This window comes from Paenibacillus filicis, assembly GCF_038070315.1.
In the GTDB taxonomy this organism is placed as follows: Bacteria; Bacillota; Bacilli; order Paenibacillales; family NBRC-103111; genus Paenibacillus_G; species Paenibacillus_G filicis.
Window position 1 is genome coordinate 24,779 of record NZ_JBBPCC010000016.1, and the last position, 15,202, is coordinate 39,980.

Below are 15,202 nucleotides of genomic sequence, written 5' to 3' on the forward strand. Positions count from 1 at the left end.
AGGAGATATTGATGCAACAACAAATGACAGCCGTACTGAACCGGCAAATTGCCAACTGGTCCGTTCTCTATATGAAGCTCCACAATTATCACTGGTATGTGAAGGGTCCGCAGTTCTTCACGCTCCACGTCAAATTCGAGGAGCTGTACACAGAAGCCGCTCTGCATGTGGATGCGCTGGCTGAGCGCTTGCTCGCGCTGGGTGGAGCGCCGGTCGCCACGATGACGGAGAGCTTGAAGCTGGCTTCGGTACAGGAAGCTCCCGGAGGCGAGCATGCCGAAGCAATGGTCAGCGGGATCGTAGCCGACTTCCAGGTGCTGATCGATGAGCTGAAGCAAGGCATGGAGCTGGCCCAATCCGTACAGGATGAGACAACGGGCGATATGCTGCTTGGCCTTCATGCCGGGTTAGAAAAGCATGTGTGGATGCTGAAATCTTTCCTGGGCTGACCAGTCCCTGCCTCCTACTCAATACGACGAGGACCCAAAAACCGGTAATGTCCCAAAAACGGGACATTACCGGTTTTTTGATTTGATTGGAGATTGTCGGAAAATGAATAGTTCGGGTACAGACTTCTCTTCATCCTGTGGTAAAATTAACTCATTAGGCGAGGTTCTTTGCCGACAAATGGAGAAAAGGAACTACGGATAAGGAAAAGCTGCGGGACGGTGATATCCTGATGAACGTTATGATGATCGATGATGAACGGCTTGCCCTGATGCAGCTTGAGAAATTGCTGAAGGAATTCCCCGATGTCTCCATTCTGAGCGTTTGCCGGGACCCGTATCAGGGGCTGCAGCTTGTCGAAGAGCTGCAGCCCGACGTCTTGTTTCTCGATATCCACATGCCGGAGCTATCCGGCCTTCAAATTGCGGAGAGGCTGCAGGAGAAGGGCATGGATATACAGATTGTTTTCGTCACGGCTTACGATGAGCATGCGATCGAAGCTTTCGAATACAATGCGTTGGACTATATCCTGAAGCCGCTTCAGCGGGAGAGGTTGCTGAAAACGATACAGCGGCTCAGAAAGCGGCTGAGCCCGCCCGGTGCGGCCGAATCCGCTCCCAGCTCACAGCCGCTAGTTCGCACGCTGCCGGCGCTGGCCTTCGACGGGACGGAATCCAGCGTGGAGCATTCCAAGTGGAGAACCGCCAAGGCGCAGGAGCTGTTCGCGTACCTGCTGCATCACCGCGGCCAACTTGTGCGCAAGGACGCGCTCCTCGATCTGCTGTGGCCGGAGCTGGATGAGAAGCGGGGCATGACGCATATGTACACGACGGTCTACCAGGCCCGGCAGCAGTTGAAGCGGACCGGCCTCGGGCTAATGATCCGCAATGCCGGACTCGAGGACGGGTATGTGCTGGATATGAACGGCGTGCAGATCGACACGGACGAGTGGGAACGGCTGGTCGCTCTATCCGAGAAGGAAGGGCATCTGCCGCCCGCAAGCGCCAAGCGGATCTTGGATCTGTACCGGGACGATTATTTCGGCGACTACGATTACCTATGGGCGGAGAGCGAGCGGCAGCGGCTGAGGCTGTTGTGGTTCAGTTATTTGAAGCGGCAGGCGGAGTATGACGAGAGCGAGGGACACGAGGCTGAGGCGGTAGTTCTGTATCAACGGATGCAGAAGCAGTATCCGTATGGTGAGGAGAGCTACTTCGCGCTGATGAAACTATATGACCGGCTCGGCGACCGTGCGGCTGTCGAGGAGCAGTACAGCAGCTTGAGCCGTCTGCTGCAGGAGGAGCTGGGCATCGCGCCGCAGGCCCGCATTATGCTGTGGTATCAGTCCTGGGCGGTCCGGGGCGACCGGCGGACGGGCAGGACGAGTCCAGTTTGATGATTCATCCCTAAACGTCAAGACACCTCCAAGCTCGGAACGAGAGCCTGGAGGTGTCTTCTTCATGAGCCGCACAGACGAATCAGCTGGTCTGGGTATCTGCAGCTGTCTGCTCCAATACCTTGATCATCTGATCCGGCGGATAAGCGCCCGACAGGGCGTATTTGTTGTTGAATACGAAGAACGGTACACCCGTAATGCCCAGACGTGCGCCCCCTTGCAGATCTGCTTTGACCTCAGCTTCGCCTTCTCCCTGCTCCAGACGCTTGCCGAGCTCCACGGCATCCTCACCCAGCCCGGCCGCTAGCTCCAGCAAGACGTCCTTGCGCGCAATATCCTGGCCGTCCTCGAAGTAAGCCTTCATGACGGAGCCTACCCATGCCTCTTGCCGGTCGGCGGGCAGCAGTGCCGTCACCCGGTGTGCCAGACGCGTGTTGGGCATCCGCGTGACCTGATCGAAGCGGAAGGTCACGCCGACTGCGGCGCCGGCTTGTGTAACCTGGGCTGTTGCCTGGGCAACTTGAGCGGCTCCCCCCATCTTCTTGACCATCGACTCCCCGAACGGCTTGCCTTCAGGCGGCAGCTCCGGATCGAGCTGATAAGCGCGGAAGGTAACGACCGCCTCGTCTTTGCCTGACCAGGCCGCGAGGGCATTCATTAGGTTTTGTTTGCCGATCCGGCACCACGGGCACACCATATCGGAATAAACATCAATTTGCATTATTAGCAACCTCCCAAGAGCATCTTTCGTAAGATTAGTATGCGGCATTCGGGCAGGGAAGGCAAACTGTTCTTAGGGATGTAAATAGCCGGAGATTTTGCTTTTTCGGTATCTGGTTTATATTAAGTTCATAAAACGGAGGTAAGCTACGGGTAACAAAGGATGGAGGCCGCTTCTCAGAGCGTCTTTAATCACAAGGAGGAATCATTGATGAAAGAAAAACCTGTTCCCCGTACCGGCTGGAAGCCGCTTCTCAGGCTGATCATGCAGACCAAGCCTCCCAAAGGCTTGCTTGCCATAGCGGTGGCTCTCAATCTGATCACGACCGTAGCCGCACTGGTAATCCCGCTGCTTACCAAAGGCATCGTCGATAACTTTACGTTATCGAGTCTGTCTCCGTGGCAGATTGTCCTCATCGCCGCGGCTTTTATCGGACAGGCGGCGGCCTCGGGCTTCTCCCTCTACCTGCTTAGCCGCATCGGACAGCAGGTAGTCGCCAATCTGCGCGACCGACTGTGGAAGAAGCAGCTAAGGCTTCCTGTCGCTTATTATGATGAGCATCAGACCGGTGAGACAATCAGCCGGATGACCAATGACACCGGTGTGCTCAAGGGATTGATTACGGAGCATATCGCCAGCTTCTTCACAGGAATCATATCGATCATCGGTGCGTTGACCATGCTGTTCGTCCTGGATTGGCAGATGACCTTGATCATGCTGATTGCAATTCCGCTGGCGGCCGCCGTTATGGTTCCGCTGGGACGGCGGATTTATGAGATATCCAAAGGGCTGCAAGCTGAAACCGCCGAATTCACTTCCGTACTCAGCCGTGTTCTCTCCGAGATCCGTCTGGTCAAATCGTCCAATGCGGAGGAGAGAGAGTATCATAACGGCAAGAGCGGGATTACGAACCTCCTCCGGTATGGAATCCGGGAAGGCCTGATGCAGGCGTTTATCTCACCGGTCATGTCGCTTGTGATGATGCTGATCTTCGTCGTCATTATCGGGTATGGAGGACTAAGGGTTTCTTCGGGAGCGTTAACGGCGGGGGCTTTGGTCGCTTTCCTGCTGTATTTGTTCCAGATCGTCATGCCGGTCACACAGATTACCCAATTCTTCACACAGTTCCAGAAGGCGCAGGGTGCCACCGAGCGGATTATCGAGATGCTGGATGAGTCGGAGGAATCTCTGGAGGGCAAGCCGCTGGAGTCCGTGGATGCAGGGATCGTGCTGGATCAAGTTTCCTTCGCTTATGCGTCCGGTGAGCAGATCCTGCATGACGTATCCTTCCGCATCAACCCGGGGAAGGTAACGGCGATTGTCGGTCCCAGCGGCGGCGGCAAAACGACCCTGTTCTCGCTGATGGAACGTTTCTATCAGCCGACAGGCGGCCGGATTACGCTGGACGGCGTACCGATTGAGGACTATGCGCTGCCTTCGTGGCGCAGCCGCATCGGGTATGTGTCCCAGGAAAGCCCGCTGGTGTCGGGGACGATCCGGGAGAATATTTGCTATGGTCTGGACCGCGAGGTGAAGGCTGAGGAGCTGGAGCGGGCGGCGAAGATGGCTTATGCCGACGAGTTCATCAACGGGTTACCGGATCAGTACGAGACGGAAGTAGGCGAGCGTGGAGTCAAGCTGTCCGGGGGCCAACGCCAGCGGATCGCCATAGCCCGTGCACTGCTGCGCGATCCGCAGATGCTGATGCTCGATGAGGCGACCTCGAGTCTCGACAGCAAGTCGGAGATTGTGGTTCAGCAGGCACTCAATAACCTGATGCGAGGACGTACGACGCTCGTGATCGCGCATCGCCTGTCTACCGTTATGGATGCCGATCAGATTGTATTTGTTGAGAAGGGCCGCGTGACCGGTATCGGTACGCATGAACAATTGTACGAAAACCATGACCTATACCGGGAGTTCGCTTCGCAGCAGCTCAGGCTGCAGGAGCCGCCTCAACAGCTGGCAGAGGCGGATAAGGCTCCAGCCCAAGCGGTCGTTGTGGAGCTCAGAGGTGCGGGGAGAAAGGTGTAACCGGGTGGAGATAAGAGGAGATCGAACACGGGAAGGCCGCAGACAAGGTCCTCCCGGGCGGCAACGGGATGAAGAAGAGAAGACAAGGCACAGAAGGAGCTGGTGGGAGTCTATAAAGGGAATTTTCGCCATGATCGTGTTGGTCAGCCTGATCCTGCTCTCTTATACGGCGGCTTACTATGTCACTGCGCCCAGCTTGCGCTGGCTGGGCTTCGAGTTCAGCGGGCTGCGCCTGGAGCTGGCTAATACGCTAGTCAGCTTTATTTTCTTGATGGTACTTGCAGGAGTGGTCGGGCGTTTCTTTTACTCCCAACAGCGCAAGATGCTCGCTGTGCTGATCGGAGCGATGCGGCAGATGGCACGAGGTGATTTTAATATTCAATTGAATTTCGGCCACAAGAACGAAGCCGACTTCGGCGGCATTGTGGACGGCATCTATCATATGGCCGAGGAGCTGGGACAGATGGAGCGCTTGCGGCAGGAGTTCATCTCGAATGTTTCCCACGAACTGCAGTCTCCGCTGACTTCGATCCGCGGCTTTGCCCGGGCGTTGCAGAAGGAGGGGCTGGACGAGGAGGAGCGGGCCCATTATCTGCGTATTATCGAGCAAGAGAGCATGAGGCTCTCCAAGCTTAGCGATAATCTGCTCAAGCTGACGACACTGGAGTCCGAGCATCAGCCTTTTGCACCCCAGCCGTACAGGCTTGATCGGCAATTGCGGAACGTGATCCTGGTCAGCGAGCCCCAGTGGTCTGACAAGGAGCTGGAGCTGGAGGCCGAACTGCCGGAGATGACGGTAGTCGCCGACGAGGAGCTGATGAGCCAGGTCTGGATCAATCTGCTGCATAACAGCATCAAGTTCACGCCTCCAGGCGGCACAATCCGTATAGAGGCCCTCAGCAAGGACGGACAGCTCGCCATTACTTTCACGGATTCGGGGATCGGCATCCAGCCTGAGCATATCCCGCATCTGTTCGAGCGGTTCTTCAAAAGCGATGCCTCGCGTCAGCGTGCGGCAGGCGGCAGCGGCCTCGGGCTGTCCATCGTCAAAAAAATCGTGGAGCTTCATAAGGGGGATATCGCCGTGATCAGTGAGCTGGGTCAGGGAGCAGCCTTTACGGTCACCATCCCCCAAGATAGACCCGAAGCATCAAGGAGAGGAGGCGGCGAGGAGTGACGAAGGTACTGGTTGTCGACGATGATGCGAATATCCGGGAGCTGGTCTCCTTTTTCATGCGTGAGGAAGGCTATGAGGTGTGGGAAGCGCAGGACGGCATCGAAGCGCTGAGCGTTATGGGGAAGGTGCGGGCCGATCTCGTGATTCTCGATATTATGATGCCTAACATGGACGGCTGGCAGCTCTGCCGGGAGCTGAGGGAATACGAGGATCTGCCGATCCTGATGCTGACGGCCAAGGGGGAAACCTCCCAGAAGGTGAAGGGGTTCGAGCTGGGCACCGATGACTATCTGGTGAAGCCCTTCGAGCCTGTGGAGCTGGTCGCCCGGGTCAAGGCTCTGCTGAAGCGCTACCGGATCGCATCGTCCCAGACGGTGCAGGCGGGACGGCTCGTGCTGAACCGCAAAACCTATGAAGCCCGGATCGGGGAAACGGAGATGACCATGCCGCTCAAGGAATTTGAGCTGCTGTTCAAGCTGGCTGGCTACCCCGGCAAAACGCATTCGCGGGATGCGCTGATCGAGAGCATCTGGGGCTTCGACTATGAAGGCAACGAGCGGACCATCGACGTGCATATCAACCGTCTGCGCGAAAGGTTCGACGAGGAGACGTCCGGCTTCCGCATCCGCACGATCCGCGGGCTCGGCTACCGGCTGGAGCTGCTGGACGGGGAACGGAAGGCCTGAGCGCGGAAGGCGCCGCTTTGATTTTATCCCTCTTGTGGGCGTATAGTTGAGGGAAGAGTAAATGCCAAAGGTGGTCGGGGAAGAACGTATGGGATGGACGCAAGCGATAAGTTCACTAAGCTGGGAAGATATCGACAGATGGCTGAAGCAATACGAGGCGCTGGGACCTTTGCCGGGCATTCTGGCTCCGTTCATTGAGGCCTTCCTGCCGATGCTGCCGCTCGTCGCGATTCTGGTCGCCAATGTCAATGCCTACGGGCTGGGAGAGGGCACGCTGCTGTCCTGGATCGGGGTCGTGGGCGGAGCTTCCTGCGTCTTCGCTATCGTGCGCACCTTCGGTGGCCGGCTTCGCGGCTGGCTGGAGAGGAAGCTGCCGCGGACCGGCAAGCTGATTCATTGGCTGGAGGCGCATGGCTTCACCTCGGTGTTTCTGCTGGCCTGCTTCCCCTTCACGCCGTCGACGGTCGTGACCTTGGTGTCTGCGATGTCTCGGATGCCATTCCATACGTTCTTCACCGCGACAGCGCTGGGTAAGGGCGTGATGATTTTCCTCGTATCGCTCGCGGGGAGCGACCTCGCAGGCCTGCTCCGCCAGCCTTGGAAGATCATCGTGATTGTGGCGGCCTTCGGTCTCATGTGGCTGCTCGGCAAGAAGGTGGAATCCAAATATATGAATTGAACCGTACCGGAGAAGGAGGAGGTTGTCCATGCCTGTCATCAGGCAGCAGCTATATATGGAGGCACCACCGGAGCTTTGCTTCGATCTGTCGCGCAGCATCGATATGCATATGGATTCGATGGCCCATACCGGAGAGCGGGCTGTAGGGGGCCGGGTGGGCGGGCTGATCGAGCTCGGCGAGACGGTGACCTGGGAAGCGGTGCACTTCGGCATCCGCCAGCGGCTGACGGCCCGGATTACAGAGATGAACCGTCCGCACCGGTTTGTCGATGAGATGGTGAACGGCGCCTTCCGTCGCTTCTACCACGAGCATCGCTTCGAAGCGCAGGGCTCCGGGACGCTCGTGACCGATACGTTCGATTATACGTCTCCGCTCGGGCTGCTTGGCCAGCTGGCCGACCGGATTTTTCTGGAAGCCTATATGAAGGGGCTGCTCGGCCGGCGCAACGAGTTGATCAAGCAGCGGGCGGAGGCCAGGGCTGCAGGAACACCGCTTGCTGAGGGAGCGGGCTCTGACACCCGGAGCCGTCCGTGACGACTTAGGCTTTCGGCAGGTAGCCTCTCTCCTCCAATAAACGAATCACGGCATCCGCACAGGCCCTGTAGTCCTGCCGGTCGGTTTCAAGGACCAGGTCTGGATGCCGCGGCGCCTCATACGGGGCTTGAATGCCCGTAAAGTCCGTTATTTCTCCCCGCAAGGCCTTCTTGTAAAGCCCCTTCGTGTCACGCTCGATCAGCACCTTGAGCGGAGCTGTGACGAATACCTCGACAAAAGAGCCAATTTCCCGGCGGGCAAGCTCACGCATCGCCTCATAGGGCGAGATGAAAGCTGCCAGGCAGATCACGCCATGCTTGGTGAGCAGCTTAGCCACGAAGGTAACGCGCTCGATATTCGTATGACGATCCTCCTCCGAGAACCCCAGGTCCTTGCATAACGTTTGGCGGAGCTCGTCCCCATCCAGATATTCGGTCGGAACGGACCGCTCCAGCAGTCTGTGGTTTACTTCCTTGGCGATGGTTGTTTTCCCTGCCCCTGACAGACCGGTCAGCCATACGGTAACCCCTTGCTGTGTCATCCGTAACTTCCCTCGCTTTCTTTCTTGGATGCATCCCTGGCTCGAACTCGAACTGCATACTTACAAGGGACAGACATCCTCTATTCTACCAAATGCTAGACCACAAGTCTGTGACGGGCGGCGGACTGGAGAATAATTGGTTATAACGGTCCTCTCCATAGCGGCTGACAGCGTTCTTCTTCTACAATAGGGATAACGGGATTGCCCGTAGCTATGATGAAGTGAGCCAAATGGAGGTTATACGTATTTCAATGGAATGGAAGCCGGAATGGTGGGGATGGGATGACGCGCTGGAAGCGGAGTTCGCCCCTTATCGGGAACATGGCTATGAGCCCGGGCGCGTGACGCTCGAGCATAAACGTTTATATCGGATTGTGACAGCGGCTGGTGAGCTGCTGGGCGAGGTATCAGGCAAGCTGATGCATCAGGCCGCAGGCCGCGCAGATTACCCGGCTGTCGGCGACTGGGTAGCGCTGCAGCCGAGGCTGTCGGATGGGCGTGCCATCATCCACGGACTTGTGCCACGGCGCAGCAAATTCTCGCGCCGGGCGGCAGGCCCGGCGGTGGAGGAACAGATTGTGGCCGCCAACGTGGACACGGTGTTTCTCGTGCATGCGCTGAACCAGGATTATAACCTGCGGAGGCTGGAGCGTTATCTGACGCTCGCTTATGAGAGCGGAGCGTCGCCTGTGATTCTGCTGAGCAAGGCGGATCTGTGTGAGGATGTGGAGGCACGTACCGCGGAGGTGGAGAGCATCGCCTTGGGGGTGCCGGTGCATGCCGTAAGCACGCTGCTGGGGGAAGGCTTGGACCCGCTTGCGGCCTACTTGCACCCTGGGAAGACCGTAGCGCTGCTCGGCTCGTCGGGAGCCGGGAAGTCGACACTGGTCAACCGGCTGTATGGCAGCGAGGTGCTGCGCACCGGCGGCATCCGCGAGGGAGACGACCGCGGGCGCCACACGACGACGCATCGGGAGCTGATCCGGCTGCCCGAGGGAGCGCTGCTGATCGATACGCCTGGGATGCGGGAGCTGCAGATGTGGGATGCCGACGCCGGACTCGGCACGGCGTTCGGCGATGTGGAGGAGCTGGCGCAGGCCTGCCGCTTCGGCGATTGCGGCCATGGCAGCGAGCCGGGCTGTGCCGTGCGGGCCGCGCTGGAGGATGGCACGCTGACCGCCGCCCGCTACCAGAACTATCTCAAGCTCCAGAAGGAGCTGGCGTTTGAAGCCCGGAAAGCGGACAGCTCACTGGCACGTGCAGAGAAAGACCGCTGGAAGAAAATTCACAGCGGGTTAAAAAATCAAATCAAGCGCCCCCGCTAGCCGGGGGAAAGCAACTCTCAGGTCCTTCTCCGAAATTGATTTGGAGAAAGGACTTTTTGCTGCCGTCCGGTTGTGTTACCCTTAGAGAACCGACGTCAAGGCCGGACCCTAGAAAGCAGAGGTATGACAGCATGTGGAAATCTCGTAACGTTTGGATCGTGCTCAGCGGCGAATTTGTAGCCGGACTCGGGCTCTGGATGTCTATTATTGCCAATCTGGAATTTATGCAGCAGCAGGTTCCATCGGATTTTATCAAATCCCTCATTATGTTTGCCGGGCTCGTCGCCGGGGTCGCCTTCGGGCCGCTCGCCGGGCGGGTCATCGATACGGTTTCGAAGAGAAAGGTGCTGCTCTACGCAAGCGCCGGCCGGATGCTGAGCGTAGGGTTCATGTTTATTGCGCTTCATCAGGAATCGGTCCTTTGGATGGTCGTCTTCTTCGTGTCGCTGCAGATATCAGCGGCCTTCTACTTCCCGGCGCTGCAATCGGTCATCCCGCTTATCGTACCGGAGCGGGATCTGCTCACGCTGAACGGGGTGCATATGAATGCAGGCACTCTGGCCCGCATCCTCGGTACGACGCTGGCCGGGCTGCTGCTGGCAGTGATGTCGCTGCAGGGGATGTACACGCTGTCGGTCATCGCCTATGCGCTGTTGTTCGCATCCACCTTCCTGCTGCAGGTGCAGGAGAGGAAGCTGGAGACTGCGCAGTCGGACACCGCAGGCGCTGAAGGCGGGACGCCGGGCGCTGCGGCTGCAGAGGCTGGCGGCAACTTCCCCGAGATGCTGCCGGAGCGGGGCTTCAAGGCTATCGTACCGCTGCTCCGCGCGCATCCTATGGTGATGACGGTGCTGCTGCTGACGATCGTGCCGACGCTGTTCATCGGGGGCTTCAACCTGATGGTCATCAATATCAGCGAGCTGCAGCAAAGCGCAGGCATCAAGAGCTGGCTGTATGCGGTAGAGGGCATCAGCATTATCGTAACCGGCTTCCTGATCAAGCGCTTTGCGTCGGGCGGGTCCTTGCTGGGACGTTTGTTTCTGTTCGCCTCATTCGTAGCAGTCGCGCAGGCGTTATTATTCTTCGCGCAAATTCCGGCGCTATCGCTGCTGGCCTTCGGTATTTTCGGCATATCGGTCGGGGGCTTCTTCCCGGCGGCGGCGACACTGTTCCAGCATCAGATTCCGAAGGCGTATCACGGGCGCTTCTTCTCCTTCCGCAGCATGCTGGACCGCGTGATGTTTCAGGTGGTGCTGCTCAGTACCGGCCTGCTGCTCGATACGATCGGGCTCCAATGGATGGTACTGGTATACGGGATCGGGTCGCTGGTGCTGGTCGGCTGGCTGGCTGCCTACGAGAGAAAGCGCAGAGCGTCCGTGTAGACAGGACAGGCTGTATAGAACGATAAGACCGGAGGGTAAGAGAACATCACAAGGCTTACTGGGAGGAATCAGCCCGCCGGCCCAATGGCAGAGTCAGGACATAGCAGGATGTGTGGTTCAGGCGTGTGATTGAAGGAAGCGGCTTCAGCCTTGTCTGGAGAAAGCCGGCAGTCCCGAAGGAAAGCGGAATAGCGATTATCCCTTAAGAATAGGAGAGCGGAGCGTTCAAGCTGCCCGTTCCTCTATGAATCGGGACTCGCGATTCCGTTTTTTTCGTTGTTAGGCGGCTGAAAAGGGTTGAATACGGATGCTGCTCACATAATTTCCCACAATGTTGCGATAGGATGTCCGCAATTGCCCTGTATATTGTGAAGCAAGGGGAGGGAACAAGGTTCCCGGCATCATCCCCAAATCATCACCGTACAGGAGGAGTTTATAGATGAGACTGACATGGAAGCAAAGACTGGTACACACTGGCATGGCCGCTATCGTACTGACGATGGCCGCAGGAGGAATCGGCGGAGCGTCTGCCGCCGAGGAGAAAGGAACGGAGCAAGCGAAGTCTTCCGGCAAAGCCGCCATTCGCGTGATGGGCACGGTTACTCACGGCTTGCTGCAAAATCCCGTGCATGAACGTCAATACTGGAAGCTGCTGGCCGCGACTTATGCACCAGATACATCGGCCGCATGGGCGACAGCGCTGGAGGAGCGCAAGCAGGCGGAAGCCGCTTTGCCGGGTCCTTTCGGGAAGACCAATGTTTTGTATAAAGGCGCTGCCGTGACAGAATCCTCGCTCACGACAGATCGACTCCCGGCTGAACTCCAAGTCTCGACGGAGCCCTTGAAGGAAGGGGAGAAGGGCACGTTCACTTTGAGACTGAAGAGCTTGGATGTCAACGGTGAGCCAGCCCAACCTGTAGAAGGCGGACAAACGGAGGTAATCTTTAAGAAGGCCATCCCATTGGAGGCAGGCGATGATATAATCAAGACGGAGCTGCCGGCGGAAATCAAGCGTCAGCAGCAGCTGTCCGAAGCTATTGAACAAGGGGATAGCCAGGCCATTCGTGGGTTACTGCCGCAGCTTCTGGAAGATTACAAGAAGCAAACCGAGTCGATCCGTACGCTGGCTGAGAAGCTGAAGGAGCAAAAAACGGACGATATCAAGTCGGTACCTGCTGAAAACGAATAGTTGACGAGTGCGGGCTGCTGTCCGGCTGAGACGCCGCTGAGACGGCTCGTCATGGACAGCGGAGGACGCAAGGATAAGTTCAGGCCATAAGGCCGAGTAAGCCGGGATGGAGCCAGCAGGTGGCTTGCATCCCGGCTTGACCGGCGTTGAATGACGAAGTGCGGGAGGGAGATCGGAGATGTATCGCGTTTTTCTAGTAGAGGATGAAGAGCATCTGAGAGGCGTATTGGCCGCTTATCTGGAGAAGGAGGGGTGGCAGGTGCGCTCGTTCCCTGATGGAGTTGCTGCACAAGCGGCTATCGGAGAACGGCCGGACCTGTGGGTCCTCGACATTATGCTTCCCGGCGGTGTGGACGGCTACAGACTCGTCCGTGAGATCAAGGCAGACCGTCCGCTGATGCCGGTGATCTTCATCTCGGCACGCGATGCCGACATCGACCGCATCATCGGACTGGAGCTCGGGAGCGATGATTACCTGGCGAAGCCTTTTCTGCCCCGTGAGCTGGTGGTTCGTACGCGCAAGCTGCTCGAACGCGTGTACGGACCGGGTACGGGCAGGGGAGGAGAGGCGACTAGCCCTGCGATGGATAGGCAGCCGAAGGTGGCGCTCCCTCCCTATATGATCGACGAGTCTGCGAGAAGGGTAGAGGATGGACGGGGAGAGGCAATCGAGCTGACCTCCAAGGAATTCGAGCTGCTGCTGTATTTGGCTGGGCACAAGGGACAGGTGTTGGAGCGTGAGCAGGTGCTGTCTGCGGTGTGGGGGACGGATTATTACGGCTCGGACCGGGTGGTGGACGATCTGGTGCGGAGACTTCGCCGCAAGCTGCCTGACCTGCGGCTGGAGACGGTATACGGATATGGCTATAGGATGGTGAAGGTATGAGAGTGGGACAATGGCCGATGGCCGTCAAGCTGTGGGGCGTGTTTGCTGCGCTGACCTTGTGTATCTTCGTGCTGCTGGCCGTGCTGCTGCCCTGGCTGCTCAAAGGTTTTTTTACCGACCAGCTCTATGATATTCTGGCAGATTCCCAGGTTGGTGTTCATCTGGAGTACAGGCAGACGCCGGTTGAACCAGGCGTCTTGGCCACGATGGGAAATCTGCTGCACAAGCAGACGGAGGCCGCTGTGGGAGCCGTAAATCCCAGGTACGCGTACCCTCTGATATCCACCACACAGACGGTTGGGCCGGTAACCCCCTGGGCGGAAACGGCTGTTGCGCGCGCTACTGCCACAATCGGTCAAGCCGGAGAGCTTCCGGCTGAGAGGATGCTCATCCAGATGGCCCCTGTGATGCCAAGAAGCGGATTAGGTGCGGATGGGCAGGTGGTGCGGCACTTCGTGATTGGCAGAAATCAGGCACCCGCAGACACCCGCGAGATGGCCGCCACTCTTCAGCGGATAGACATGCCGGCAACTCCGGGCATTGCCTTACAGTTGTCCCCCGGCGCTCTTCCGGCTCAGGCTATAGCGACGATCGAGCAGAACGCGTACAACCAGACGCAGCGATTGGAGAAATACAAGCTGGATGTCAACAATGAGAGCATGCTGTATGTCATTCGCAAGGAATTGCTAGGCGGGCAGCCCAACTATATTGTCTCCTACGCCTCCAGTCATTACCGCAATGATCTGGTTACGGCCATGTTCTGGAGATTGATGCTGCTGCTCGTCGGCTTGCTCGTCGTCAGTTGGCTGCCCTGTATGGCGCTGGCCAAGTATTTGACTCGCCCATTGGTGCAGATGGAGCAGCACGTAGGAAGGCTGGCGCAACGGGATTGGCATGAGCCACTAGAGACAGGAAGCCGTCGTGACGAAATAGGCCGCTTGGCCAAGGCGATCGAAGCGATGCGTCAACGGCTGGTCAGACAGGACAAGTCGCAGCAGTTTTTCCTGCAGCATATCTCTCATGAACTGAAGACGCCCGTGATGGTCATCCGCAGCTATGCGCAGTCTATTCTGGACGGTGTGTTCCCCAAAGGCTCTCTGGCCGGAAGCCTGGGTGTGATCATGAAGGAATCGGAGCGGCTGGAGAAGCGGATTCGAGACCTGCTCATCCTGAACAAGCTGAACTATTTTTCTACACGGGAGAAGCCCCACGAGCCCTTCGACGTAAAGTCCGTCGTGGACGATACGATCGAAAGGCTGAAATATCGCCGTCCTGAGATCGAATGGGAGCTCGACCTGGAGGCGGACGCAGAACTCCGCGGGGACCGGGAGCAGTGGGGCATCGCTTTTGAAAATCTGTTGGATAATCAGCTGCGCTACGCGCAGAGTTGCATCCGGGTATCCGTGACCGCGGGCTCGCCTCCCGCCATCAGGGTCGCCAATGACGGGCCTCCCCTGGAGGAAAGTGAGCTTGAAGGCTTATTCGAGCCGTTCCGTACAGGCGGCAGCGGTCAATTCGGTCTCGGCCTTGCTATCGTCCGGCAGATCGCCGGCAATCACGGGATGAACGTACGCGCCGTCAATGAGGATGGCGGTGTAGCGTTCTATATGGAAGCCGGGACTGAAACCCAGGTTCCGGAGGAGCGAGCCTCCTAAAGAGCGCTCATGCTCAGCCCCTTATTCTTACTCCCCTGGCCACTCTTCCTTGGATGGGCCATAGACGCCAGGAACCTTCAGACCGGCTTGACGCATGAGGATCGTCATCTGTGCACGATGGTGGACTTCATGATTGATCAGAATGTGAAGCGTCAGGCCATTGGGCCAGGCATCCCCGTACATGTCGGTAGTATCCGTCAGCGTGCTGTCTGTCCATTGGGTACGTACCGCTTCCGCTGCCGCCTGCGAGGCTTGTTCATAGGCTTGAACGAGTCCCTGTGCCGTTGTCGGCTGGACGGTGTGCTCATCGGCGGCATCGAAGCGAAGCCCTGTCCGCGAAAGCATCTCATGGTAGGTCGTGACGATATGCCAGGCAAGATCCCCGAGCTTTCGGAATCCCGGTGCGACCTCCTGATTGAGCGATTCATCGCTCAGAGCGCGGAACACCTTGAGCGTCGAGCCGCTCTCCAGCTTGAGTTCCTCTTCGAAGGCAGCGATACTGTGAATAAACATGATTGGATGTCTCTCCTTTGACGGGCATATAGGCCT

General features: G+C 57.9%; 15 protein-coding genes. 12 read left to right on the forward strand and 3 right to left on the reverse strand.

The features are described 5' to 3' along the window. The first annotated feature begins 11 nt into the window (after positions 1 to 11). The gene (locus tag WMW72_RS22305) at positions 12 to 449 is read left to right on the forward strand and encodes a Dps family protein (RefSeq protein WP_341417783.1); all 438 of its coding nucleotides are present in this window, start codon (positions 12 to 14) and stop codon (positions 447 to 449) included. Between the two features lie 239 nt (positions 450 to 688). Next, positions 689 to 1,843: a response regulator gene (locus WMW72_RS22310; RefSeq protein WP_341417784.1), complete on the forward strand. Its 1,155-nt coding sequence runs from the start codon at positions 689 to 691 to the stop codon at positions 1,841 to 1,843. Between the two features lie 82 nt (positions 1,844 to 1,925). Here the strand turns inward: WMW72_RS22310 and WMW72_RS22315 are convergent, their stop codons facing one another. Further along, a complete protein-coding gene (locus WMW72_RS22315) occupies positions 1,926 to 2,564 on the reverse strand; it encodes a DsbA family oxidoreductase (RefSeq protein ID WP_341417785.1) in 639 nt (212 codons plus the stop codon). 210 nt (positions 2,565 to 2,774) lie between these two features. Between WMW72_RS22315 and WMW72_RS22320 the strand changes: the two genes are divergently transcribed. From WMW72_RS22320 to WMW72_RS22340, 5 genes are all read left to right on the forward strand, one after another. Then, the gene (locus WMW72_RS22320) at positions 2,775 to 4,598 is read left to right on the forward strand and encodes an ABC transporter ATP-binding protein (protein ID WP_341417786.1); all 1,824 of its coding nucleotides are present in this window, start codon (positions 2,775 to 2,777) and stop codon (positions 4,596 to 4,598) included. Positions 4,599 to 4,728: 130 nt separating this feature from the next. Next, entirely contained in the window at positions 4,729 to 5,775 is a 1,047-nt protein-coding gene (locus WMW72_RS22325; protein WP_341417787.1) for a sensor histidine kinase, read from the forward strand. Further along, positions 5,772 to 6,461: a response regulator transcription factor gene (locus WMW72_RS22330; RefSeq protein ID WP_341417788.1), complete on the forward strand. Its 690-nt coding sequence runs from the start codon at positions 5,772 to 5,774 to the stop codon at positions 6,459 to 6,461. Before WMW72_RS22325 ends, WMW72_RS22330 begins: the two co-directional genes overlap by 4 nt. A gap of 61 nt (positions 6,462 to 6,522) precedes the next feature. Then, positions 6,523 to 7,140: a TVP38/TMEM64 family protein gene (locus tag WMW72_RS22335; RefSeq protein ID WP_341417789.1), complete on the forward strand. Its 618-nt coding sequence runs from the start codon at positions 6,523 to 6,525 to the stop codon at positions 7,138 to 7,140. A gap of 28 nt (positions 7,141 to 7,168) precedes the next feature. Then, a complete protein-coding gene (locus tag WMW72_RS22340; RefSeq protein WP_341417790.1) occupies positions 7,169 to 7,675 on the forward strand; it encodes an SRPBCC family protein in 507 nt (168 codons plus the stop codon). Positions 7,676 to 7,679: 4 nt separating this feature from the next. Here the strand turns inward: WMW72_RS22340 and cysC are convergent, their stop codons facing one another. Next, the gene (gene cysC, locus WMW72_RS22345; protein WP_341417950.1) at positions 7,680 to 8,246 is read right to left on the reverse strand and encodes an adenylyl-sulfate kinase; all 567 of its coding nucleotides are present in this window, start codon (positions 8,244 to 8,246) and stop codon (positions 7,680 to 7,682) included. Between the two features lie 221 nt (positions 8,247 to 8,467). Here cysC and rsgA point away from each other — a divergent pair, with 221 nt between their 5' ends. The 5 genes from rsgA to WMW72_RS22370 all read left to right on the forward strand — a co-directional run bounded on the left by rsgA (position 8,468) and on the right by WMW72_RS22370 (position 14,653). Continuing rightward, positions 8,468 to 9,541, forward strand: coding sequence for a ribosome small subunit-dependent GTPase A (rsgA, locus tag WMW72_RS22350; protein WP_341417791.1), 1,074 nt, complete (start codon positions 8,468 to 8,470; stop codon positions 9,539 to 9,541). Between the two features lie 131 nt (positions 9,542 to 9,672). Continuing rightward, complete coding sequence (locus WMW72_RS22355) at positions 9,673 to 10,923, forward strand: MFS transporter (protein WP_341417792.1); 1,251 nt, start codon at positions 9,673 to 9,675, stop codon at positions 10,921 to 10,923. Positions 10,924 to 11,362: 439 nt separating this feature from the next. After that, positions 11,363 to 12,112, forward strand: coding sequence for a hypothetical protein (locus WMW72_RS22360; protein WP_341417793.1), 750 nt, complete (start codon positions 11,363 to 11,365; stop codon positions 12,110 to 12,112). Between the two features lie 178 nt (positions 12,113 to 12,290). Beyond that, a complete protein-coding gene (locus WMW72_RS22365; RefSeq protein WP_341417794.1) occupies positions 12,291 to 12,998 on the forward strand; it encodes a response regulator transcription factor in 708 nt (235 codons plus the stop codon). Beyond that, complete coding sequence (locus tag WMW72_RS22370; protein WP_341417795.1) at positions 12,995 to 14,653, forward strand: HAMP domain-containing sensor histidine kinase; 1,659 nt, start codon at positions 12,995 to 12,997, stop codon at positions 14,651 to 14,653. The genes WMW72_RS22365 and WMW72_RS22370 overlap by 4 nt, the downstream gene beginning before the upstream one ends. A 27-nt stretch (positions 14,654 to 14,680) precedes the next feature. Here the strand turns inward: WMW72_RS22370 and WMW72_RS22375 are convergent, their stop codons facing one another. Continuing rightward, positions 14,681 to 15,166, reverse strand: a complete 486-nt coding sequence (locus tag WMW72_RS22375) for a DinB family protein (protein ID WP_341417796.1) — start codon at positions 15,164 to 15,166, stop codon at positions 14,681 to 14,683. Positions 15,167 to 15,202 lie beyond the last annotated feature (36 nt).

Bases quoted from the DNA above. Each gene is read 5' to 3' on its own strand.
- WMW72_RS22360 (WP_341417793.1), top strand. From the start codon at position 11,363: ATGAGACTGACATGGAAGCAAAGACTGGTACACACTGGCATGGCCGCT.
- WMW72_RS22305 (WP_341417783.1), top strand. From the start codon at position 12: ATGCAACAACAAATGACAGCCGTACTGAACCGGCAAATTGCCAACTGG.
- rsgA (WP_341417791.1), top strand. From the start codon at position 8,468: ATGGAATGGAAGCCGGAATGGTGGGGATGGGATGACGCGCTGGAAGCG.
- WMW72_RS22340 (WP_341417790.1), top strand. From the start codon at position 7,169: ATGCCTGTCATCAGGCAGCAGCTATATATGGAGGCACCACCGGAGCTT.
- WMW72_RS22375 (WP_341417796.1), bottom strand. From the start codon at position 15,166: ATGTTTATTCACAGTATCGCTGCCTTCGAAGAGGAACTCAAGCTGGAG.
- WMW72_RS22310 (WP_341417784.1), top strand. From the start codon at position 689: ATGATGATCGATGATGAACGGCTTGCCCTGATGCAGCTTGAGAAATTG.
- WMW72_RS22315 (WP_341417785.1), bottom strand. From the start codon at position 2,564: ATGCAAATTGATGTTTATTCCGATATGGTGTGCCCGTGGTGCCGGATC.
- WMW72_RS22335 (WP_341417789.1), top strand. From the start codon at position 6,523: ATGCCAAAGGTGGTCGGGGAAGAACGTATGGGATGGACGCAAGCGATA.
- WMW72_RS22320 (WP_341417786.1), top strand. From the start codon at position 2,775: ATGAAAGAAAAACCTGTTCCCCGTACCGGCTGGAAGCCGCTTCTCAGG.
- WMW72_RS22365 (WP_341417794.1), top strand. From the start codon at position 12,291: ATGTATCGCGTTTTTCTAGTAGAGGATGAAGAGCATCTGAGAGGCGTA.
- WMW72_RS22325 (WP_341417787.1), top strand. From the start codon at position 4,729: ATGATCGTGTTGGTCAGCCTGATCCTGCTCTCTTATACGGCGGCTTAC.
- WMW72_RS22355 (WP_341417792.1), top strand. From the start codon at position 9,673: ATGTGGAAATCTCGTAACGTTTGGATCGTGCTCAGCGGCGAATTTGTA.
- WMW72_RS22370 (WP_341417795.1), top strand. From the start codon at position 12,995: ATGAGAGTGGGACAATGGCCGATGGCCGTCAAGCTGTGGGGCGTGTTT.